This is a genomic window from Pedococcus sp. P2_E4 (genome assembly GCF_056403935.1).
In genome coordinates this window covers 35911-57745 of the sequence record NZ_JBFUEO010000009.1, presented here as the reverse complement: position 1 = coordinate 57745, position 21835 = coordinate 35911, and the positions used below count along the sequence as shown (strand labels likewise).

The 21835-nt window shown below is 71.5% G+C and carries 16 protein-coding genes; 5 read left to right on the top strand and 11 right to left on the bottom strand.

Annotation, left to right across the window (positions count from 1 at the left end):
• Positions 1-8: 8 nt before the first annotated feature.
• Together AC1DV7_RS06735 and AC1DV7_RS06730 are read right to left on the bottom strand one after the other, a co-directional pair.
• Entirely contained in the window at positions 9-1937 is a 1929-nt protein-coding gene (locus AC1DV7_RS06735; protein WP_477595847.1) for a hydantoinase B/oxoprolinase family protein, read from the bottom strand.
• Positions 1934-4048 carry a hydantoinase/oxoprolinase family protein gene (locus AC1DV7_RS06730; protein ID WP_477595846.1) on the bottom strand — a complete coding sequence of 705 codons (2115 nt, stop codon included), beginning with the start codon at positions 4046-4048 and terminating at the stop codon, positions 1934-1936. The genes AC1DV7_RS06735 and AC1DV7_RS06730 overlap by 4 nt, the downstream gene beginning before the upstream one ends.
• Positions 4049-4248: 200 nt before the next feature.
• On the opposite strand from AC1DV7_RS06730, the gene AC1DV7_RS06725 reads away from it, so the two are divergent.
• Positions 4249-4779 carry a SigE family RNA polymerase sigma factor gene (locus AC1DV7_RS06725; RefSeq protein ID WP_477595844.1) on the top strand — a complete coding sequence of 177 codons (531 nt, stop codon included), beginning with the start codon at positions 4249-4251 and terminating at the stop codon, positions 4777-4779.
• Positions 4780-5252: 473 nt separating this feature from the next.
• Positions 5253-5531, top strand: coding sequence for a hypothetical protein (locus tag AC1DV7_RS06720; RefSeq protein WP_477595842.1), 279 nt, complete (start codon positions 5253-5255; stop codon positions 5529-5531).
• 33 nt (positions 5532-5564) lie between these two features.
• Here the strand turns inward: AC1DV7_RS06720 and AC1DV7_RS06715 are convergent, their stop codons facing one another.
• The 8 genes from AC1DV7_RS06715 to AC1DV7_RS06680 form a co-directional block, all read right to left on the bottom strand.
• Positions 5565-7031, bottom strand: a complete 1467-nt coding sequence (locus AC1DV7_RS06715; RefSeq protein ID WP_477595840.1) for a serine hydrolase domain-containing protein — start codon at positions 7029-7031, stop codon at positions 5565-5567.
• Positions 7032-7226: 195 nt separating this feature from the next.
• On the bottom strand, positions 7227-8123 hold the full coding sequence (locus AC1DV7_RS06710; protein WP_477595838.1) for a carbon-nitrogen hydrolase family protein: 897 nt from the start codon (positions 8121-8123) through the stop codon (positions 7227-7229).
• Positions 8123-8752 (bottom strand): SRPBCC family protein, encoded by a 630-nt coding sequence (locus tag AC1DV7_RS06705; protein ID WP_477595836.1) that lies wholly within the window; start codon positions 8750-8752, stop codon positions 8123-8125. The genes AC1DV7_RS06710 and AC1DV7_RS06705 overlap by 1 nt, the downstream gene beginning before the upstream one ends.
• Positions 8749-11181: an aerobic carbon-monoxide dehydrogenase large subunit gene (gene cutA, locus AC1DV7_RS06700; protein WP_477595834.1), complete on the bottom strand. Its 2433-nt coding sequence runs from the start codon at positions 11179-11181 to the stop codon at positions 8749-8751. The genes AC1DV7_RS06705 and cutA overlap by 4 nt, the downstream gene beginning before the upstream one ends.
• Complete coding sequence (locus tag AC1DV7_RS06695; RefSeq protein ID WP_477595832.1) at positions 11178-11696, bottom strand: (2Fe-2S)-binding protein; 519 nt, start codon at positions 11694-11696, stop codon at positions 11178-11180. Before AC1DV7_RS06695 ends, cutA begins: the two co-directional genes overlap by 4 nt.
• Positions 11693-12634: an FAD binding domain-containing protein gene (locus AC1DV7_RS06690; RefSeq protein ID WP_477595830.1), complete on the bottom strand. Its 942-nt coding sequence runs from the start codon at positions 12632-12634 to the stop codon at positions 11693-11695. Before AC1DV7_RS06690 ends, AC1DV7_RS06695 begins: the two co-directional genes overlap by 4 nt.
• Positions 12635-12714: 80 nt before the next feature.
• Positions 12715-14187, bottom strand: coding sequence for a uracil-xanthine permease family protein (locus AC1DV7_RS06685; protein WP_477595828.1), 1473 nt, complete (start codon positions 14185-14187; stop codon positions 12715-12717).
• A 305-nt stretch (positions 14188-14492) separates the two neighbouring features.
• Positions 14493-16130 carry a helix-turn-helix domain-containing protein gene (locus AC1DV7_RS06680; protein ID WP_477595826.1) on the bottom strand — a complete coding sequence of 546 codons (1638 nt, stop codon included), beginning with the start codon at positions 16128-16130 and terminating at the stop codon, positions 14493-14495.
• 160 nt (positions 16131-16290) lie between these two features.
• On the opposite strand from AC1DV7_RS06680, the gene AC1DV7_RS06675 reads away from it, so the two are divergent.
• Genes AC1DV7_RS06675 through AC1DV7_RS06665 form a run of 3 tightly spaced genes read left to right on the top strand, consistent with a single transcriptional unit; the run spans position 16291 to position 20095 of the window.
• Entirely contained in the window at positions 16291-17112 is an 822-nt protein-coding gene (locus AC1DV7_RS06675; RefSeq protein WP_477595824.1) for an oxamate carbamoyltransferase subunit AllH family protein, read from the top strand.
• Positions 17109-18689 (top strand): FdrA family protein, encoded by a 1581-nt coding sequence (locus AC1DV7_RS06670; protein ID WP_477595822.1) that lies wholly within the window; start codon positions 17109-17111, stop codon positions 18687-18689. Before AC1DV7_RS06675 ends, AC1DV7_RS06670 begins: the two co-directional genes overlap by 4 nt.
• Positions 18686-20095 (top strand): YlbE family protein, encoded by a 1410-nt coding sequence (locus tag AC1DV7_RS06665; protein ID WP_477595820.1) that lies wholly within the window; start codon positions 18686-18688, stop codon positions 20093-20095. The genes AC1DV7_RS06670 and AC1DV7_RS06665 overlap by 4 nt, the downstream gene beginning before the upstream one ends.
• A gap of 83 nt (positions 20096-20178) precedes the next feature.
• Here AC1DV7_RS06665 and AC1DV7_RS06660 read toward each other — a convergent pair whose 3' ends face one another.
• Positions 20179-21822, bottom strand: coding sequence for an alpha/beta hydrolase (locus AC1DV7_RS06660; protein WP_477595818.1), 1644 nt, complete (start codon positions 21820-21822; stop codon positions 20179-20181).
• Positions 21823-21835 lie beyond the last annotated feature (13 nt).

The window sequence follows — 21835 nt, the reverse complement described above, 5'->3', positions numbered from 1 at the left end:
AGCGGTCCTCAGAGCCAGTCGACGTCGGCGGCGGTCCTGCCGTCGGCGAGGCGAGCGTAGCCCGGGCCGCGGTCGAAGAACGGCTCCGCGTCGGGCCGCTCCGCGCGCATCGAGTCGCGCAGCGCGTCGCTCGCCGCCCTGTCGATGACGGGTTCGTCCTTGGTCCCCGACGCCACGACGCCGTATGACGTGCGGGCACCCTCGAAGGACACCTTGCCCCAGCGCAGGTCGCGTTCGACGTCCTCGTACGGGCGCTCGAGCGGGTCGCCCCATCCGCCACCACCGGTGGTGCGGATGCGGATCACCTGACCGGCCTTGACCGGCTCGGCGTCGGCGAGGGCGTCGACCTCACGCTCGTCGGGTCCGCCGAGGTCGATGGTGACGTTGAACGGCATCCCGGCCTTGCCGCCCTTGACCCCCCAGCAGGCGAGGATCGAGCGGTCGGCGATGCACATGAAGTGGGCGTCCTTGAGCATCCGGATCTGCTTCTCGTAACCGAGGCCGCCGCGGTAGCGGCCGGCGCCACCGGAGTCGACGGCGAGCCCGAGCCGTTCGACGATGAACGGGAAACGGCTCTCGGTGAACTCCGTCGGCAGGTTGCGCGAGTCGGGGACGACGTGGATGGTGTCCTCGCCGTCGGCGTAGTAGCGCCCACCGGATCCACCGCCGAGCACCTCGCGCATGAGGTAGTCGTTGCCGTCGCGGTCCTTGCCGTAGACGCCCGTGTAGCGGATCGTCTCCTGGTCGGCGGGCATCTTGCCGTCGACCGCCTTGGCGACCACGCCGGCCAGCACGCCGAGCAGCCGCAGGATCACGAAGGTGCGCGCGTTGGTCGGCGCAGGGAAGATCGGCGTCAGCAGCGTTCCCTTGTCGGGGAAGCGCATCTCGATGAGTGGCACGATGCCCTCGTTGACGTCGAGCTCGGCCATCCGCTCCGGGGTGTCGGCGAGGTTGCGCAGGATCGGGGCGAGCCACTTCTTGAGGAAGTTGCCGCCGACGTAGTCGCCGCAGTGGTTGATCGGGCCCTTGGCCTGCGGGGCCGTGCCGGTGAAGTCGATGACCAGTCGCGGTCCGCCGTCGCCCGGCCCGGGCCCACCCGTGGGTTCCTTGGTCAGGGTGATCCGCTGGGTGTGCAGCCGCGGCTCGTCGACTCCGTCGTGCTCGGCGTAGTCCTCCCAGACGTAGGTGCCGTCGGGGATCTTGGACAGGATCTCGCGCCGGTAGGTCTCGGTCGTCTGGTCGAGGATGGCGTCGAAGGCCGCCTCGATCGTGTCGCGGCCGTAGCGCTCGAACAGCTCCGAGAGCCGCCGCGCGCCCATGAGGCAGGCGGAGCACTCGGCGTCGAGGTCGGCGGCCAGGGAGTCGGGCATGCGGCTGTTGCGCGTCATGATCCGCAGGGCCGCCTTGTTGGGAACTCCCTTGTCCCACAGCTTGATCGGCGGGACGGCCAGGCCTTCCTCGTGGACGCTGGTCGCGTTGCTCGGCATCGAGCCGGGCACCGCACCGCCGATGTCGTCGTGGTGACCGAACGCTTGGACGAACGCCACGACCTCGCCACCGCTGAACACCGGCACCGTGACGCAGAGGTCCGGCAGGTGCCCGATGCCGCCCTCGGACTCGTAGACGTCGTTGTGGAAGAAGACGTCGCCCTCGTTCATCTCGTCGAGCGGGAAGTCACGGGCGATGGGGTGCACGAGCGCGCTGTAGGAGCGGCCGGTCAGCTTGCGCAGCTGGCGGTCGTGGATGCCGGCGCGGAAGTCGTGCGCGTCGCGGATCATGGGGGAGCGACTCGTGCGGGCGATGGCGGTCTCGACCTCCATCTCGACGCTCGCCAGGGTGCCCTGCACGATCTCGACGAGGATCGGGTCGACCGTGCTCCCCTCGGGGGTCAGCCGGTTGCCGTGCTCGTATGCCGTGGGCAGGCCAGCGGGGTTCATCGCGCACCATCCTTGGTGATCACCAGGTTGCCGATCGAGTCGACGCGGACCGAGAAGCCGGGGTGGACCGGGACGGTCGAGCCGAACTCCTCGACGATCGCCGGGCCGGCCAGGGTGTCGCCGGCGAGCAGGTCGGGTCGCCAGTGGACGGGGGTCTCGACGTAGCCGTCCTCGGGGTCGAAGCAGACCGGCCGCGTGCTGCGGGTCTTCGGAGCCTTGTCGGGGTGATCACCCCGATCCTCCGAAGACCGAGGGCTGCGGGCCTCGATGTCGCGCAGCTCCGGGCGCGTGATGGGTCCGACGCCGGTGACGCGCAGGTTGACCCACTCGACCTGCTGGGTCGGGTCGCTGGAGAAGTCGTAGCCGTAGAGTGCCCGGTGGGCCTCGTGGAACGCGTCGGCGACTTCGTCGGCATACGCCTCGTCGACGGTGCCCTCGGGCGCGGTGACGCGCACCTCGAAGGCCTGGCCGAAGTAGCGCAGGTCGACGGTGCGGGTGTAGCGGTGCTGCTCGCGCGGGAAGCCCTCTCCGTCAAGGGCGCTCGCGGCCTTGTCGGTGAGCTGGTCGAACGTCTTCTGGACGGCGGCGTGGTCGAGGGTCGCGTGCTTGGACACCATGGTCTGCACGTAGTCGTTCTTGACGTCGACCGTGAGCAGCCCGAAGGCGCTGACGTTGCCCGGGTTCTGCGGGACCACGACGCCGGCCAGGTCGAGGATGTCGACGAGCCGGCACGCGAGCAGCGACCCCGACCCACCGAAGGTCGTCAGCATGAAGTCGCGGACGTCGAGGCCGCGCTTGACCGAGACCTGGCGCAGCGCGTTGGCCTGGTTCCACGCCGAGATCTCGAGGATCCCCGTCGCGCAGCGCTCGAAGTCCAGCCCGAGGCGCCCGGCCAGCTCCTCGATGCCGGCGCGGGCCGCGTCGACGTCGAGCGGGATCTCGCCGCCGAGCAGGTGCGGCGGGATCCTGCCGAGCGTGACGTGGGCGTCGGTGATGGTCGGCTCGGTGCCGCCCTTGGCGTAGCAGAGCGGGCCCGGGTCGGCGCCCGCCGACTGCGGCCCGACCTTGAGCGACCCCTCCGGCGAGGTCCACGCGATCGAGCCACCGCCCGCCCCGACCGTCACGACGTCGATCATCGGGATCTTGCTGGGGTAGGCGCCCACCGTCCCCTCGGTCGTGAGGGTGGGTTCGCCGTCGAGCACCACCGACACATCCGTCGACGTGCCGCCACCGTCGCAGGTCAGCACCTTGGGGAACCCGGCGCGCTTCGCGATGAGCCCTGCGCCGAGGGCACCGGCCGCCGGACCCGAGAGGACGGTGGTGATCGGCTGGTGCACGACCTCGTCCGCCGACAGCACGCCGCCGTTGGACTTCATGATGTAGAAGGGGATCTCCTTGGCGGAGAACTGCGCGAGGCGGGTGTGGATGTTGGTGACGTGGCGGCTGACGTTGGGCTTGACCGCGGCGTCGACGAGGGTGGTCATGGAGCGCTCGTACTCGCGGTACTCGCGCAGCACCTCCGACGAGATCGAGACAACCGCAGCGGGGTGCTCGCGGCGCAGGATCTCGCGCAGGGCCAGCTCGTGCGAGTCGTTGGCGTAGGAGTGCAGCAGGCAGACGCCGATCGTCGTGATGCCCCGGTCCTTGAACCACCGCACCGCTGCGACGGCAGCGTCCTCGTCGAGGGGCCGCAGCTCGTTGCCCTCGAAGTCCATCCGTCCGCCGACGGTGCGCACGTTGTCGGCCGGGACGATGCGCGGCGGCTTCACCCAGAAGTAGGAGTTGCCGTAGCCGTCCGGCACCGCCTGCCGGGCGATCTCGAGCATGAACTCGTAGCCCTCGGTGGTGATGAACCCGAGCCGCTCGACCTTGCCCTCGAGCAGCTTGTTGGTGGCGACGGTGGTGCCGTGGCAGACGGCAGTGATGTCGTCGCCGGTGGCCCCCATCAGGTCGAGCACCTTGGTGACGCCGTTGATGAACCCGTCCGCCGGGTTGCTCGGCGTCGACGGTGTCTTGGTCGTCACCAGCTCGCCGGTGCCCTCGTCGAACGCCACCACGTCGGTGAACGTGCCGCCGGTGTCGATCCCGATCCTGATCTGCCGCTGAGCCATGCGTGAGATTCAACAGGTCTGCGCGAGGGCTCGCCTTGGCACAACTTGCCAACGAGACCTGGCCACGCTGTGCTCCTTCGTCACGCACACGAGCGCGCCGTCAGGGGGTCCGCCCCGGGGCAAAGCTGGATCGCACAGAACCCGTGACGTGCGTGCAGCGTCTAGTGGGCATGAAGAACCCCAGCCCAGACCCTGCCCGCGTGCGGCTGGACGCCGATTTCTCGTCATTCGTGGCGGCCAGGTCGGGCCGGCTATTGCACGCGGCCGACCTGCTGACCGGGTCCAGGGCCCGCGCGGAGGACCTTGTCCAGCATGCCCTCGCCCAGGCCTACCTGCGTTGGAACTCCATCTGCGAGGGAAACCCCGAGGGGTACGTCCGCAAGGTGATGCTGCACGCTTACCTCGACTGGTGGCGACGCGTTCGACCACGAGAGGTTCTCGATGCGGGCGCGGGGCGAGCCGTCCAGGTGCCGGACTTCGCACCCGAGGTTGCTCGGCGCGCAGTCGTCCAACAGGCGTTGCGGGGACTGACGAAGCGTGAGCGTGCGGTCGTCGTCCTTCGGTACTGGTACGACCTGACGGAGCAACAGATCGCCGAAGAACTGGGCATTGCGCCGGGGACGGTCAAGAGCACTGCAGCGCGGGCCCTCGGGAAGCTCAAGGACGACGACGCCCTCAACGTCGCCGCCGCCGACTTCAAACCACTCGTCGAAAGTGAGGCAGCACGATGACCACTCCCGTTCCGACCCTTGACCTCAGCTATGCAGATCCGGCACCTCCCAGCGACCTTGCCGCCCGAGCTCAATCGCAGGGCAAACGCATCCGTCTTCGCCAACGTGCACGGGCGGGGTTGGTGGCTGTCGCGGGGGTCGCTCTCGTGTTCGGTCTTGTTGCGCGCGCGGAGCCGTTTGCAGCTCATCGGAAGGTGGTCGAGTCGTCTGGCGGCCCGGCGCTGCCGGTTGCCGTGGGCAAGGGTCCGACTGCCTCGTCCATCATCAGCGGAGGTCTGGACCCGCAGTCGGTGTGGGGGGAGAAGCACGTTGTCTCACTCGAGAGGGACGTGGACGGGCGATTGCCCGTCCTGTACGTGACTTCAGGCGCAAGCCTTTGCCAGGGCACCGCGGTTTCGGTGGTGTCCGAGCCGAGCCCTAGCGCATGTCAGCCGTTGGGCCGCCTTCCCCATGCAGGCTTCTTTGGTGGCGTCATGTACAGCAAGCTGGGCAACCTTCCCAGCGGGACCGTCGCGCACGTGGTCGTCGCAGGATTGGTGCGCGGGGACGTCACACGCGTCGTCGTCCAGACGCCCGCTGGAGACGTCGAAGCCAACCTGGCAGCGACAAAAGACCCGCGGCTCGGTCAGTTGTACTGGGCTGAGACGCCGCTGTTGGCCAGCGAGATGGTCGAGCCCGCAGACATTCGGCGAGTGGCGTTCGAGGGCTCACGCGCGGCCTTTGCATGCACCACGGACTGCGGGCGTGACTGAGCCCCCTCCGCGCTGGCCGGTGGACGGTCGCTGTCAGGACTGTGGGGGCAGGGCAGGGCCACGGACGGCCAGCGCCAGTGGGTCCCCTCCGTGCAGCGGCACCTCGTGCCAGCCGAGGTGCACCGTCCCGTCGGGCCTGCTCCGCAGCTCCACGGTGTGCGGCGTCTCGACCAGCCGCATGTCCGCGCTGAAGCAGCCCTGCGCATCCCACCCGCCCGAGGCGACGACGGGCAGCTCCACCCCACCCACGGCGAGGGTCGACTCGGCCCATGCGCCGTCCCCGACGTCGATCCCCACCGGCGTGCCGTGCACGTCCAGGACCACCCGGTATGGCGCCGCGTCGCCCGGTTCCAGGCGCACCGCGCCATACGAGGGGGGCAGCTGGCTGTCGGCCGCGCGCGTCCACGACGCGCGCGGCGGACCCGTGCCGGATGACGAAGGGGTCGGGACCCGCAAGGCGGCCAGGCGCTCGTCGAGTGCGGCGTCGGCCTCGGCGTCGCCAACACCGGCAAGCGCCGGGAGCAGGTGCTCCCACACCAGGTCGAGGACGGCCTGCATGTCGGTGGTCTCCCCGGTGATCGCGAGGGCCACGTCCTGCTCGGGCAGCACGATGGCGAACTGGCCGTAGGCGCCGTCACCCCGGTAGCCGTGCCGCGCTCCCCAGAACGAACAGCCGTAGCCCTCGCGCCAGTCGGGGTTGGCGTCCGGCTCGCGGTTGGGCAGGCCGGTCGGCGTGGTGGCGGTGTCGACCCAGTCCGCGGAGAGCAGCTGGGAGCCGTTCCACGAGCCGCCGTCGAGGTGCAGCTGCGCGAGGCCGAGGATGGCGTCGGTGCCGATGTGGATGCCCGAGAACCCGAGCTCACGCCCCGTCGCCGTACGGTGCCACCGGACCTCGGAGCCACCGTACGGGTCGATGGCGGAGAGCACGCGCGGGCGCAGGAGGTCGAGCAGACCTGCGCCGGTCACCCCGCGGACGGCTCCGGCGGCGAGGTAGGTCGCGACCTGGTTGTAGGCCCACGCGGTCCCGGGCTCGTGCTCGGGCGGCGCCGCCAGGATCGCTGCCAGGACGGGGTCGGTCGAGTCGGTGGCGGCCACCTGGGCTGCCCGCATCGCCGGCTCCGTCCACGCCTCGACGTCGTGGCCGGTCGCCATCGTGAGGCAGTGGCGCAGGGTCAGCCGGCGGTAGCGCTCGGGGACCTGGACTCCCGGCGGCAGGTCACCGTCGGGCAGCAGGTCGAGCACCAGGTCGTCCAGGGACACGCGCCCCTCGTCGACGAGCAGGCCGACGGCGGTGGCGGTGAACGACTTGCTCAGGGAGTAGACCAGCTGGATGCGCTCGGGTGCGTACGGCGCCCACCAGCCGCGGGCGATCACGTGCCCGTGCCGCGCGAGGACGAGGCTGTGCGGGTCGTGGCCACCTGACTCCAGGCCGTCGACGAGCGCGAGTACTCCCCGCGCGTCGACGCCCTGGGCGGACGGGGTGCTGGTCGGCAGGGGCATGCCGGCCAGTCTCGCGGGCCGGGTGCATTCCTGCCACCAGTGCCAGAAATGCACCCGGGTCCGCACCGGGCAGGTGGATTGGTGGCACAAACGCCACGAATGTGTCCCGGTCTGGCTCGCGCGGGCGAACTCGTGCCATAAGTGCCACGAGTTCGTCCCGTCGAGCAGGGGCGGCGTGAGCGACGCGAGGGCAGCTCAGTGGGGGAAGGAGGTCTCCGCGGGGCGCTCGAGCTCGTCGCGGTGGCGGCGGATCAGGTCGAGGTTGCGGTCACGCAGGTGGTCGAAGCCTTGGCCGATGTTGGACCCCGGCGTCAGTGACGACAGCGCGGTCGCCGGGTCGAGCACCGCCGACACCCAGCCCTCGTGCGAGGCGGCCTTGGCGACGATGGTGGCGTTCGGGGTGACGATGTGCGAGTTGCCGAAGTAGAGCACCCCGGCCGCGTCGACCCCGGTCGCGTTGGCGCCGACGACGAACACGTGGTTGTCATAGGCCCGCGCCCTGGACGTGAGCTCCCAGATGTCCGCCGACCGCAGCAACGCCGACGGGCGCACGATGACCTCGGCGCCCTGCACGGCCTGGATCCGGGACAGCTCGGGGTAGTCGCCGTCGAAGCAGATGATCATCCCGATCCTGCCGAGGTCGGTGTCGCAGACCGTGACCGTGTCACCCGGCGTGACCCAGCCGCCGCCGTCGACGTGCTCGGTGCAGAACGGGTGGGTCTTGCGGTAGACCCCGACCACCTCGCCGGACCGGTCGATGAGCACCGAGGAGTTGTAGACCACCCCGCGCTCGGGTCCCCGCTCGTAGGTGCCCAGCACGACATACACACCGAGGTCGCGGGCCACGGCCTGCACCGGCTCGGTGACCGGACCCGGCACCGGCGACACGAGGTCCCACAGCTCCTCGGTCGTGCAGTCCGGGGTGAACCCGGTCGTCGCGGACTCCGGCAGCACGACGAGCTCGGCGCTTGTCGCGTCGACGCAGCGACGGGTGAAGTCGACGCACTTGTCGAGGTTCTTGCGCACCGTCTCGGGCGACAACGGCCCCGGGACCGGCGCGACCTGGACCGCAGCAGCAGTGAACGTTCGCATCAGCGTCCTCCGATCAGCCATCCCACGATAACCCCGGCGATCGCGACGGCCCCGCCGGTGAGGACGCCCCAGCCGAAGTCGCGGGGACCGCCGCGAGACGCCGTCGACGTGCCGACCGCCTCGATCGGGCGCGGGCCGCTGGGCACCTCGCCGGGCCTGGGAACCTTGGGGGCCTTGGCGGGCTTGCGGACCCCGGCGATGTCGTCGTCGACCGCCTCGAAGAACTGACCCGCCATCTTCTTGGTGACGCCGGACAGCATCCGCTGCCCGACCCCGCCGATCACGCCACCGACGGTCGCGTCGGCGTCGTACGCCAGGTCGGTGCCGCCTGTCGCCGAGGCGGCGAGCCGCACGAGGACGTCCGCGTCGACCGTGCCCGGACCGCCGGCGCCCTTGGCGCGCATGCGGAACTGGCCGGGCGGCTCGGGGTCGGTGAGCGCGACCGTGCCGTCGTAGGTGCCCTTGATCGCCGCGACGCCCGCGGTCACCGTCATCGCGTAGGCGTCGGGTCCGGTCTCGGTGAGCGACTCGCAGCCGGGCAGGCAGCGCGCCAGCACCTCGGGGTCGTGGAACGCGTCCCACACCTGCTGGGGGGTCGCTTTGAGGGCGGCCGTGCCGGCGATCTTCATGGTGCCTCCTGGGACGAGGGGGTATGCCGCGTGTGGGCGAGCGAGGGGATCTCACCGCGGGCGTGGCGCTGGCGCAGCTCCCACAGCTCGACGGGGGAGATCGGCATGGAGGTGATGGGGAAGCCCTCGGCGTCCTCGATCGCCGACGCGATGACGGCCGTCACGGGGATGCAGCCCGCCTCGCCCGCACCCTTGATGCCCAGCGGGTTGAGCGGCGAGGGCGTCTCGAGGTGGTCGGTCTCGATGTGGGGCACCTCGGAGGCGTACGGCATGAGGAAGTCCATGAAGCTGGCGTTGAGCAGCTGCCCCGACTCGTCGTAGACCATCCGCTCGTACAACGCGCCGCCCACGCCCTGGGCCACGCCACCGTGCACCTGGCCCTCGACGATCATCGGGTTGATCATCGTGCCGCAGTCGTGGATGACGCAGTAGCGCAGGATCGTGATCTCGGCGGTCACCGGGTCGGTCTCGACGATCGCGGCGTGCATGCCGTTCGCGAAGGTTGCCTGCGGCGGGGAGTAGAAGTCCTTGCCCTCGAGGCCGGGCTCGTCGTCCTCCGCCACCGGTGGCTTGGACAGGTCGGTGCTGCCCGCGAACTGCGTGGCCGCCTTGGCCGCCTCGTCGAACGCGTAGCGCAGCGGGTTGGACATGACCGACACCGTGCCCAGGGACATGTGGGTGCCGGGAGCGCCCTTGACCCTGATGTCCCCGTCGACGATCTCGAGGTCCTCCGCCGACACCTCGAGCGCGTCGGCCGCGATCCGTAGGGCCTTGGCCCTGACGTTGCGGGCGGCGAGCGCGATCGCGTTGCCGCTCATCACCGCCGCGCGCGAGGCGAACGTCCCCACGGCATACGGCATCCGGCGGGTGTCGCCGGTCGTGACGTGGACGTCCTCCATCCGCACCCCGAGCTCTTGCGCCACGATCTGGGCGAACGAGGTCTCGTGGCCCTGGCCCTGCGAGGTGAGGCCGGTGGCGACGTTGACCCGGCCGCTGGTCTCGATCTGGATGTGGCCGCCCTCGTAGGGGCCGACGCCGGTGCCCTCGACGTAGCAGCCGATGCCGAGCCCGACACGGCGCCCCTCGGCCTCGGCGCGCGACCGGTAGACGGCGAAGTCGTCCCAGCCGACCAGCGCCTTGAGCTTGGCGAGGCTGGCGGGGAAGTCGCCCGAGTCGTACTTCAGGGGGCGACCGTCCTGGAAGAGCAGGCCGTGGTCGTACGGCATCTCGCTCGGGAGGATGAAGTTGCGCTCGCGCACCACCGTGCGGTCGAGCCCGAGGGTGTCGGCGATGGCGTCCATGGTGCGCTCCATCGCGAAGCATCCCTGCGGGCGGCCGGCGCCGCGGTACGGCGTCACGAGGACGGTGTTGGTGTAGAGCGACCAGAACTCGCAGCGGTAGGCGCCGGGCTTGTAGGGCCCGAGGAGCTGGGTGCTGGTGATGATCGGGACGATGATCCCGTAGGGCGTGTAGGCGCCGTTGTCGTGCCAGAACCGCACGTCGAGCGCAAGGATCCGTCCCTCGTCGTCGAAGCCGACCTCGACCTCCTGGAGCTGCCCCCGCTCGTGGGCGCTGGAGATGAAGTGCTCGCGGCGGTCCTCGGTCCACTTGACCGGCCGGCCCAGCGCTCGCGCCGCCCAGGGTACGAGGACCTCCTCGGGCCACGGGTGCACGATCTTGACGCCGAACCCGCCGCCCACGTCGGGGGCGATGCACTCGACCTTGGCCAGCGGCAGGTCGAGCTTGGCGGCCACCGCGGCGCGGACCCCGGTCGAGGTCTGCGTCGACGAGTAGATCCGCAGCTCCTCCTTGTCGGTGTCCCAGCTGGCGTAGACGCCCTTGCCCTCCATGGGCATGCAGGCGCTGCGCTCGATGGACAGGTCGAGCTCGAGGGTGTGCGGCGCCCTGGCCATGGCTGCCTCGACGTCGCCGACCTCCTGGAGCATGTGCGCGGCGACGTTGCCCGGGACGTCCTCATGGACGAGATGCGTTGCGGCCCTTGAGTTCTCGATGCCGACGACCGGCGGCAGCGGCTCGTAGTCGACGCGGATCCGCTGGCAGACGTCCTCGGCGACGTAGCGGTCGCGGGCGACCACCATGACGACGGGCTCGCCGACGTGGTTGACCTCGTCCCTGGCGAGTGCGTATGCCGTGCGGCCGTGGGTGAGTGTCGGGTGCGGGATCAGCAGGGGGAGGGGTTCGCCGACCCTGCCGGGCAGGTCCTCGTGGGTCCAGATGCCGACGAGCCCGTCGATCTCGAGCGCGTCGGTGACGTCGATGTCGGTGATGCGGGCGTGGGCGTGCGGGCTGCGGACGAACGCGGCGGCGAGCGCACCCCTGCCGAGGTCGTCGAGGTAGCGCCCGCCGCCGGTCACGAGGCGAGGGTCCTCCTTGCGCCGGATGGGCGCGCCGAACATCTGGGTGGTCATGCGTCCCCGGCTTGGGTCGCGGCGGTCTCGGCCTTGATCTCGGCGGCGCGCAGGACCGACTTCACGATGTTCTGGTAGCCGGTGCAACGGCACAGGTTGCCCGAGATCGCGTCGCGCGCCTGCTCGGACGTCGGGTCGGGGTTGTCCTCGAGGTAGGCCGTGATGGTCGTGAGGAAGCCGGGTGTGCAGAACCCGCACTGCAGCCCGTGGCACTCGGCGAACGCCTGCTGCACCGGGCCCATCGCGTCGATCGTGCCGAGCCCTTCGACGGTCGTGACGGCGTGCGGCTGGGCGCTCACCGCGAACATCAGGCACGCGCGCATCGGGCGGCCGTCGACGAGGACGGTGCACGCCCCGCACACGCCGTGCTCGCAGCCGACGTGCGTGCCGGTGAGCCCGAGGTCGTGGCGCAGGAAGTCGGACAGCAGCCTCCGGGCGGGGACCTTGGCGTGCCGCGGGACGCCGTTGACGGTGACGGTGACGTCGAGCAGGGGTTCGGGGGTCTCGTCGCTCATGCCGCGCCCCCTTCGGTGCTGGTGGTGGCGGCGGCGGCGGTGCTGGGCAGTCCGTCGCCCGAGCCGGGGGAGGTGTTCCCTGCGGACCGGTCAGCCGCAGCCGCGAGGCTGAGCCGGGTGAGCTCGACCGCCAGCATGGCGCGGTACTCGGCAGTGGCGTGGATGTCGCCCTCGGGCTCGATGGCGGCGCGGACGAGGTCTGCCGCCGCCGACCAGTCGACAGCCGCCGGCTCAAGACCCGCGAAGGCCTGGGTCACGTCGAGGGCGAGCGGGACCTCGGTCACCGACACGAAGGACAGCAGCGCGCGGGACACGACCCCGTCGGCCACGGTCACGGCCGCGCCCACCCCGGCCATCGCGTAGTCGCCGTGCCGCCGGGCGCGCTCGAGGAAGGCGGTGCCGGTGCCGGCCGGCATCGTGCCGAACCGCGCTGCGACGACGATCTCGTCTGCGGCCACGGACGTCTCCAGCGCGCCGAGGAACAGGTCCTGCCAGCCGATCTCACGCCGGCCGGAGGCGCTGGCGACCTCGACGACGCCGTCGGTCACGGCCAGGATCGCGGGCATCTCGCCGGCTGCGTCGGCGTGCGCGATGGAGCCCACGGTGGTGCCGCGGTTGCGGATGGCGGGGTGGGCGACGTTCACGAGCGCCTGCCGCAGCAGCGGCAACGCGGCATACGCCCCGGCATCGTGCTCGAGCTCCGCGTGGCGCACGGTCGCACCCACCCGCACCGCGGAGTCGGTCACGGTCACGGTGCCGAGACCCGCCACCTGGTTGATGTCCACGAGGTGCGCGGGTGAGGCAAGGCGCATGTTGAGGATCGGGATGAGGCTCTGCCCGCCGGCGAGCACCTTGCCGTCGTGGCCCACCTCGGCCAGTGTCGCCACCGCCTCGTCGAGCGATCGCGGTGCGTGGTGCACGAACGGGGCGGGCTTCACGGACTGATCCTGCCTTCTCGGGTCGGTGGGGGGAAAGGGTGTGGGCCCTCGCGGCACGGCGAGGGCCCACACCAGGAGGGTCAGCGCCGGTCGTCGTCCTGGTAGAGGTCGTCGATGCCGTCGCTGTCGCCGTAGGTCTCCCTGCCGCCGACCGTGATCACCGATCCACCGGCACCACCGGCGTTGGCGCGGTCACGCAGCTCGCGGGGCGCCACCGCCTTGGCGAGGTGGTAGCCGCCGACGGCGACGATCGTGCCGAGGGCGATGCCGGTGAGGGAGAAGTTGTCGGTGAACTTCAGCTTCACGTCGCCGACGCCCATGATGATGCCGGCCGCGATCGGCACGAGATTGATCGGGTTGCCGAAGTCGACGCCGTTCTCCTTCCAGATCTTGGCGCCGAGCAGGCCGATCATGCCGTAGAGGACCACGGTGATCCCGCCGAGCACGCCGCCGGGGACCGACGACACGAGGGCGCCGAACTTGGGCGAGAAGCCGAACAGGATCGCCACGAGGGCCGCGACGTAGTAGGCCGCCGTCGAGTAGACCCTGGTGGCCGCCATCACGCCGATGTTCTCGGCGTACGTCGTGGTGGGGGACCCACCGACGGCGGAGGCCAGGATCGTGCCGACGCCGTCACCGGCGATCGCGCGACCCATCACCGGGTCGAGGTCGTGGCCGGTCATCTCGGCGACCGCCTTGACGTGTCCGGTGTTCTCCGCGATGAGGGCGATGACCGCCGGGAGGACGAGCAGGACTGCGGCCATGGAGAACGTGGGCGTGTGCCAGCCGACGACCTCCTTGCCGTCCGCCGCGACCGTCGTCTGGGACGGGAAGCCGAAGAGGGCCGCGTCCTTGACGCCGGAGAAGTTCGTGCGGAAGTGGCTGGTCGCCTCGGTGGCTCCGCCCAGGACCGAGGTGATCTCGCCGGCGGTCTTGTCGAGGACCCAGGAGAGGACGGTGCCGAAGATGAGCGCCAGGAAGATGGCGATGCGTGAGATGAACCCCTTGAAGGCGACGGCGCACACGATCGTGAACACCATGACGAAGAAGGCGACCCACTGGTCCTGCGGCCAGTAGATGTTGGCCACCACCGGCGCGAGGTTGAAGCCGATCAGCATGACGACGGCGCCGGTGACCACGGGCGGCAGCACCTTGTGCAGGATGCCCGAGCCGAGGACGTGGATCAGCAGGCCGACGAGGGCCAGGACGACACCGGCCACCAGGATCGCCCCGGTGACCTCCTTGGAGTCGCCGCCCTGGGCGCGGATCGCCGCGACACCGCCGACGAACGACGCCGAGGTGCCCAGGTAGCTCGGCACCTTGCCCTGCACGATCAGCAGGAACACGATCGTCGCGATGCCGCTCATCAGGATCGCGAGCTGGGGGTTGAGCCCCATGATCAACGGGAAGACGAACGTCGCGCCGAACATGGCCACGACGTGCTGGGCACCGAGACCGACGGTCTTGCCCCAGCCGAGACGTTCGTCGGGTGCGACGACGTCGTCGGGTCCGGAGAGGTTGCCGTCTCCGTGCAGCTTCCAGCCCAAGCTCATGTGGACTCCTTCTCGATCGCCGCGTCCCGAGGGGGTGACGCGGGCCACAGTCCCCGCAGGGATACCGCGAAAACTAGCGGGTCGGCACGCCCGCGCATTGGGCAATTGTTGATACCGCCCATGCAGAGCGTTTCGGCAGAAGGTGCGGTGTGGCGCGCTCGCGTGAGGGCCCCCACAGGGGGTCCAATGGGGACTGCGCCGCGTCCCCTCCGCCAGGGGGCGCGGCGCTCCGCTGCCGTATGGCGCGGGGCCACGGTCCTGGGTGACGCGGGCGCGGACGGGCGCACCCGTCATACGCGCGTCGCTCAGATGCCGCGCATCTGGTGCACCTTGAGCGCCAGGGCGAGCTTCAGCCGCAGCTGGGGGTCGGAGGTGAACGGGCCCAGCATCTTCTCGAGCTTCACGATCCGGTAGCGCAGCGTGTTGTAGTGGAAGAAGAGCAGGCGGGCGGTCTCGGCGACGTTCATGTTGGTGTCGATGAGGATCGACAGGGTGCGTCGCAGGTCGGCGTTCTCGGCGACGTCGTCGGTGGCCAGCGGGCCGAGCGACTCCTCGACGAAGCGGCGCAGGTCGGCGCTGTCGGGGATCAGCGCGAGGAGCCGGAAGATGCCGAGCCCGTCGAAGTGGGTGACGGCCGAGTCGCCGTGCAGCTGACGGCCGACGCTGACCGCCGACAGCGCCTCCTCGTAGGCCTGCGGCAGGTCCGCGACCGAGTCGATGGGCCGCGAGACGCCGGTCGAGAAGGTGCGGCGACCGCCGCCACCGATGCCGCTGATGACGCGGACGACCTCACCGACCGTGCGCATGATCGCCTCGGTGTCGGCCTGGGGCGGCACCGCGTACAGGGCCACGACCTCCTGGCTGAACCCCATGACGGGCGCCTGCGGGTCGCGCACCGACATGGCCTGGCTCCAGGCGCGCGAGAACCGCTGCTGGAGGGTGCTGACCTCCTCGGGGGAGCGGGTGGTGTGCTCGTCGTCCTCGTCGGTCTCGGCCACGACGACGACCAGCCGGCGGTCGATGTCCCACCCCAGCGCCGCGGCGTGGGCGACCGCCTCGGTGGGGGAACCGGCGCGGCCCGAGAGGGCGTCCCGCAGGAACTCGGCGCGGTACTTGCTCTCGACGGCCGAGACCGCCTGCTCCTTGGTGATGGCGAGCGCGGCGACGGTGGCGGCGCGCTCGAGCAGGTGCACGTCGTCGGCGGTGAGGGACCGGTCCTCGACGAACACGGCGAGCAGCCCGTGGTTGAGGTGGCCCGCGACGATCCGCACCATCGCGCGACCGGCGTCGGGGCTGTGCGGCTCGCGGATGCCGACCGGCTCGTGCTCGGTGATGAGGCGTCCGGTCCGGTCGAAGCAGTCGAGGGCCAGCGCCGCAGCCAGGGCCCGGTCGTCGCCGGCCTGGGCGAGGACGCGGCCGTCGTTGCTGGCCACCATCGCGGCGCCACCGAGGAACCCGGCCAGGCGCTGGCAGAGGTCCTCGAGGCCGCCTCCGGCCAGCACGACCCCGACGAGGATCTGGTGGGCCTCCTCCACGCGCTCGAGGATGCCTGCCTGCTGGTCGAGCACCGCGTCGAGGGCCTCTGTGACCATGCGCTCGGCCCGGGAGCTGCTCGGTGCGAGGGCGAGCGGCAGGTCGACGGCACCGGCGCTCGCCCGCCAGCGCGCCTGCTCGTCGACGCCCCCGCCGACGACGGCCAGGGCGGCGCAGCCCTGGGTGGCGAGCTCGGCCACGACGTCGCGACCGGTCGACTCGGCAGCCGTGAGGGCACCGGCCTCGGCGCAGACGAGGTGGTGGGACGGGCGCGGCACCGACCCGAGCAGCGACGCCCGGGTGACCATGCGGTGCAGCTGACCGGGACCGTGGACCACCTCCGCCCCGGCGAGCGCCGGCAGCGTGAGGAGGGCCTCGAGGGTCACCCCGCCGACCACGTCGCGCAGCACACCGCCCGATCGTGCGGATGGCAAGTCCGCGCCAACGGGGGCGGCATCATTGGCAACATTCACCATGAGGGGACTGTAATCCCAGTCGGTAGCGTCGCTGCGTCAGATCCGTCGGATCCCCCTGTCCGAGCGGGTGCGCCGATCCTCCCGGAGGTCAGTGGTGGCTGTGCAGGCGACGCTGTGGCCGGCTGCCGTGTCCGCGCGGATGGCCGGCCGGCTGTCGGCCGACCCGCGACCCGCCACCGTGCTGGCCGCCTTCCCGGCCGCGCTCTACCTGCGGTTCGGGGGACACGGGGACGTGCTGCCGGTCGTGACGAGCAGGGGACTGCGGCTGCCGACCGCGCTCGCCCTCGCCACCGACCTGCCCTGGGTCGGCTGGGGGGTCCAGCCCGGGGACGTCGTGGTCGTCGGCGCCGGAGAGGTGCGGCTGCCCGGTGCCACGGTGCGGGCAGTCCGGACCTGGAGCCCGCGGCGCTGCCCCTCGACCGGGGTCCCGTCCCGCACCTGGCCCGGCGACCCCGGACCCCTCGCCTGGCGCGACCCTGCCGCCGGGCTCACCGAGGCGCTGGTGCACGGCGAGCCGGTCGAGCCTGCCGTGGCAGCCCTGGTCGGCGCCGGGCTGGGCCTCACRCCGAGCGGCGACGACGCGTTGTGCGGCGTCCTGCTGGGCCTGCGCCTCGCCGGGCGCCCTGCGCTGCGGCGCACCCTCTGGGCCGCGGTGGCGTCACGGCTGGGCTCCACCACGAGCCTGTCCGCCGCCCTGCTGACCGAGGCCGCCGCCGGGTATGCCGTGCCGGAGGTCGGCCGGGTCCTCGACGCGCTCGCGGCCGGTGACCACGACGGTGCGCGGGCGGCCGCGCTCCGGGTGCGGACCATCGGCCACACCTCCGGGGCCGACCTGCTCGGCGGGCTCGTCGGGGCGCTGGACGCCCTTCAGGCCGGCGGTTCTCACGCCTTCACCACGAACAGGAGTGTGCCGTGACCGACCACGTCGAGGTGCGATCAGGTGCCTACTACGACTCCGTGAGCCTCATGCAGGTCTCCCGCCAGGTGGCCACCGCTCCCGGTGTCGTCGCCGCGCAGGTGGCCATGGCGACCGAGCTCAACCTCGACGTCATCGCCGGCATGGGGTTCGCGGTGCCCGCCGACGTGGTGCCGAACGACCTGCTCGTCGCGATCCGCGCCGACTCCGACGAGGGGGTCGCCAGCGGGCTCGCGACCCTCGACCAGGTGCTGGCCGACCTCAAGGCGGCAGCCTCGCAGTCCGGCGGGTTCGGTGAGGCGCCGCCGCCGCGTACGCTCGGTGCGGCGGTCGCGGTCGGCGGTGCGAACCTCGCGCTCGTGTCGGTCCCGGGCGAGCACGCGACCACCGAGGCGTTCGACGCGATCAGCCATGGCGTCTCGGTGATGCTCTTCTCGGACAACGTGCCACTGGAGGACGAGGTCCGGCTCAAGGACGCGGCTGCGGAGGCGGACGTCCTGGTGATGGGCCCGGACTGCGGGACGGCCGTCGTGGGCGGGGTGGCCCTGGGCTTCGCGAACGTCGTCGAGCGTGGCCCGGTGGGCATCGTGGCAGCCTCGGGCACCGGGGCCCAGCAGGTGCTCTGCCTGCTCGACGCCGCCGGGGTCGGGGTGAGCCACTGCCTCGGCGTGGGTGGCCGCGACCTCTCGTCGGCCGTCGCGGGCCGGTCGAGTCGTCAGGCGCTCGCTGCGCTCGCCGCCGACGAGGGCACGCAGGCCATCGTCGTCGTCTCGAAGCCGCCTGCTCCCGAGGTGCTCGCCGACCTGCAGCGGTATGCCGCCGCCCTAGGGACACCCGTCCACTGGGCGACCCTCGGCGCGGGTCGCCCCGACCTCACCGCCGCCGTCGAGTCGGTCCTCGCCGCCACCGGCTCGCCCGCCCCGGCTGCGGGGTGGCCCACGTGGGCGCCGGCCCCACCAGAGTCTTCGGAGGATCGCCGGGGTGATGACCCCGAGAAGTCTCCGAAGACTCCGGGCTCCGGGACGGCGGGCCGCTACCTGCGGGGGCTGTTCTGCGGGGGGACGCTGGCCGACGAGGCGATGCTGGTCGCGTCCGACGAGCTGGGCGGTGTCGGGCTCCGGTCCAACATCCCCCTCGCACCCGAGCTCGCTCTGCCAGCCGACCTGCGCGCGACTGACCACGTCGTGATCGACTTCGGCGACGACGGCCTGACCCGCGGTCGCGCCCACCCGATGATCGACCCGAGCCTGCGCACCGATCGGATCGCGGTCGAGGCGGCCGACCCGACCTGCGGGGTGCTGCTCCTCGACCTGGTGCTCGGCCACGGGGCCCACCCCGACCCGGGCCCCGAGCTGGCCGAAGCCATCGGCTCTGCCCGGGCGAGAGCGGCCCGTGACGGCCGCGACCTGCCGGTGGTGGTGTCGATGACCGGCACCCAGCGCGACCCCCAGGGGCTCGAGCGCACGGCGCGGGCGCTCGCCGACGCCGGCGCCTGGGTCTTCCAGTCCAACGCCGCCGCTACGCGCAAGGCGGTCGCCCTCCTGCCCGCCGACGACCGCGACGAGGTGACGGCATGACCGGCCCGCTCCAGGGACTGCTGTCCACCGACCCGGTCGTCGCGACCGCGGGCGTGAGCCTGTTCGCCGACGCCCTGCGTGACCAGGCCGTGCCGGTCACCGAGACGCAGTGGCAGCCGCCCCTCGACGGCACCGGCCCGGCATTGGCCCGCCTCATGGCTGACCCTCGCCGCCGGGAGGCGAACGCCCTTGCGCTGCAAAGGATGACGGCGGCGGGGGCTGACTTCGTCGACGTGCGCCCGGCCAGCGAGGCGTTGGGCCTGGAGCGTGGCACCTTCCTGCACGCGGGACCGCCCCTGGACTGGGAGCGCGCCTCGGGACCGATGAAGGGCGCCCTGATCGGGGCCATGCTGTTCGAGGGACTGGCCGACTCGCCCGAGCAGGCCGAGGCCGCCCTCGGTCGTGGTGACGTGACGCTCGAGCCCTGCCACCACCGCGACGCCGTGGGCCCGATGGCCGGGGTCGTCTCGCCGTCGATGTGGGTCTACGAGCTGCGCGACGAGGTCCACGACCACATGTCCTGGTGCTCGCTCAACGAGGGGCTGGGCAAGGTTCTGCGCTACGGCGCCTTCGGGCCCGAGGTGATCGATCGGCTCCGCTGGATGAACTCGGTGCTGGGACCGTTGCTGCAGCAGGCAATTCGCAAGGCCGGCCCCATCGACATCAAGTCCATCATCGCCCAGATGCTCCAGATGGGCGACGAGGGGCACAACCGCAACCGTGCGGGGTCCCTGATGCTGCTGCGCGAGCTGCTGCCTTCACTCATCACCGCGGACGCCAGCGCCTCCGACGTCGCCGAGGCCGTGCGGTTCTCCGGTGCCAACGAGCACTTCTTCCTCAACCTGGGCATGCCCGCCTGCAAGCTGTCCACCCTCGCGGCCGAGGGCATCCCCGGGTCGACGGTCGTCACGACGATGGCCCGCAACGGCACCGACTTCGGCATCCGCACCGCGGGCACCGGCGACCAGTGGTTCACGGGTCCCGCCAACACCCCCGAGGGACTCTTCCTCGGCTCGTACGGTCCGGACGACGCCAACCCCGACATCGGCGACTCGGCCATCACGGAGACCGCCGGCATCGGCGGGTTCGCCATGGCCGCTGCCCCGGCGATCGTGCGCTTCGTCGGCGGCGACGTGCCGCTCGCACTGCGGGCCACGCGCACGATGTACGAGATCACGGTGGGTGAGCACACCGCATACCAGGTGCCGATCCTGGAGTTCCGGGGAACTCCCACGGGCATCGACGCCGTCGCGGTGGCGCGGACGGGGATCCTGCCCCAGATCAACACGGGTATGGCGGGCCGCGTGGCGGGCACGGGGCAGGTCGGGGCGGGGCTGGTGACCCCACCGGCCCAGTGCTTCAGTGCCGCCGTGGCCGCACTGGCGGACGCCACGACGGGAGCCTGACGAGCCGGACCGGAACCGGGCATGACAGCGGCCGGCGCCGCCCCGAGGGGCGACGCCGGCCGCTGTGTCGTCGTGCTGTCGGGCTAGCGGCGGCCGGTCAGCACGTCGAGGGCCGAGCGCAGGTCGGCGGGGAGCCGGTCCGCGGGACGTGACGCCCCACGGGCCAGCATGGACGTGTTCGGCGCCGGGGGAGGAACCGCGCCGCACTTGACGTCCGAGACGCTGCCGGCCTTGCGGGCGTCGAGCTTGCCCGTGAGCAGGTAGTCCGCGATCCGCAGGTCGACGCAGTCGACACCCGACAGCGACCCCGAGTGGGTCGTGCCCCCCACGCCCTCGATGAGCCTGGAGCGCGGGAACGTCGCCCGAGCCTGCAGCGCGCCCGAGAACGGCGTCGCGGCGTCGTACGTCTCGCCGACCATGAGGACCGACGGGGCGTCGCCGCCCTTGATGACCGGCTTGGTGGCCGCGGGCGGCGCACCCCAGGTGAGGCACGGCGCGTTGTACCAGGTGTTGCTCCAGGTGAGGAACGGCGAGGTCGCGGCGACCCGCTCCGTGTCCGCCTTCCACGTGGACCAGTCGGCCGGGAACGGGGCGTCCGTGCACTGCACCGCGTTGTAGACGGCGAAGGTGTTGTCCGACCCCGGACCGGCGCCGTTGGCGCTGTCGTACTCGGCGATCATCGGGTCGTAGTCGCCACCCACGGCGGCGACGAACGCGTCGGCCAGGTCGGCCCAGCCGTAGACGTAGTAGCCGGCCGAGACGAAGGCGTCGGTCCACTCGTCGGGGCCGAGCTTGCCGCCGAGCGGGGCGGTGCGCGAGGCGGCCAGCTGGTCGAGCCACTTCTGCTTGACGGCGTCCTTGGTCGCGCCGAGCTGGTAGGTCGAGTTGTGCGAGGCGAGCCAGGTGAAGTAGCGGTCGAGGTTGCCGTCGAAGGCGACGTCCTGGTCGAGGTTCGCCTGGTACCAGACCTTGGTCCAGTCCACGACGCCGTCCCAGACCATGCGACGGACCCGCGACGGGTAGGTCGAGGCGTAGGCCTGGCCGAGGTAGGTGCCGTAGGAGAAGCCGTAGAAGTTGATCTGGCGGGCCTTGAAAAGGGCGCGGATGGCGTCCATGTCCTTGACCCAGTCGACCGTCCGGGTGTGGTCGAGCAGCGCACCGCCGGCCGTGTCGCACTTGGAGGCGTAGCCCGCCGACTTGGTCAGCCAGGCGTTCTCGAGCTCGGGCGTGGTCGCCACGTAGTCGGGGCGGTCGTAGCCGAAGTAGTCGCCGTCGCAGCTGAGCGTCGGCTGGCTCGAGCCCACGCCGCGCGGGTCGAAGCCGATCCAGTCGTAGGCGTCACCAGCACCCTTGGGGATGTACGCCCCGAGTCGCGACAGGGTGAGGCCGGACCCCCCGGGGCCACCCGGGTTGACGAGCATGAGCCCCTGTCCCGGGACGGTGGGCTTGTGCTTGATCCACGAGAGGGCGATCTTGACCTTCGTGCCACGCGGCTGGGAGTAGTCCAGCGGCACGGTCATGAGACCGCACTTGGCGCCGGCGGCGCGCAACGACGAGCTCGCGCAGTCGCCCCAGGCCACCGGCGGCGGGACGTAGGAGCGCGTCCGCGCTGTTCCCGCGCCCGGGTCGATCGGCTTTGCCTGGGCGGCAGACATGCTGCTCAGACCCGTCGCGAGCGCGGCCACTGCCACGACTCCCGCGACCACCCGCCCCTTGAGGTTCGACACGTACCCATCCCCT

Excerpts from the sequence above, each read along its gene's own strand:
- AC1DV7_RS06735 (WP_477595847.1), bottom strand. The coding sequence starts at position 1,937 with ATGAACCCCGCTGGCCTGCCCACGGCATACGAGCACGGCAACCGGCTG.
- AC1DV7_RS06730 (WP_477595846.1), bottom strand. The coding sequence starts at position 4,048 with ATGGCTCAGCGGCAGATCAGGATCGGGATCGACACCGGCGGCACGTTC.
- AC1DV7_RS06720 (WP_477595842.1), top strand. The coding sequence starts at position 5,253 with ATGTACAGCAAGCTGGGCAACCTTCCCAGCGGGACCGTCGCGCACGTG.
- AC1DV7_RS06715 (WP_477595840.1), bottom strand. The coding sequence starts at position 7,031 with ATGCCCCTGCCGACCAGCACCCCGTCCGCCCAGGGCGTCGACGCGCGG.
- AC1DV7_RS06710 (WP_477595838.1), bottom strand. The coding sequence starts at position 8,123 with ATGCGAACGTTCACTGCTGCTGCGGTCCAGGTCGCGCCGGTCCCGGGG.
- AC1DV7_RS06705 (WP_477595836.1), bottom strand. The coding sequence starts at position 8,752 with ATGAAGATCGCCGGCACGGCCGCCCTCAAAGCGACCCCCCAGCAGGTG.
- cutA (WP_477595834.1), bottom strand. The coding sequence starts at position 11,181 with ATGACCACCCAGATGTTCGGCGCGCCCATCCGGCGCAAGGAGGACCCT.
- AC1DV7_RS06695 (WP_477595832.1), bottom strand. The coding sequence starts at position 11,696 with ATGAGCGACGAGACCCCCGAACCCCTGCTCGACGTCACCGTCACCGTC.
- AC1DV7_RS06685 (WP_477595828.1), bottom strand. The coding sequence starts at position 14,187 with ATGAGCTTGGGCTGGAAGCTGCACGGAGACGGCAACCTCTCCGGACCC.
- AC1DV7_RS06665 (WP_477595820.1), top strand. The coding sequence starts at position 18,686 with ATGACCGGCCCGCTCCAGGGACTGCTGTCCACCGACCCGGTCGTCGCG.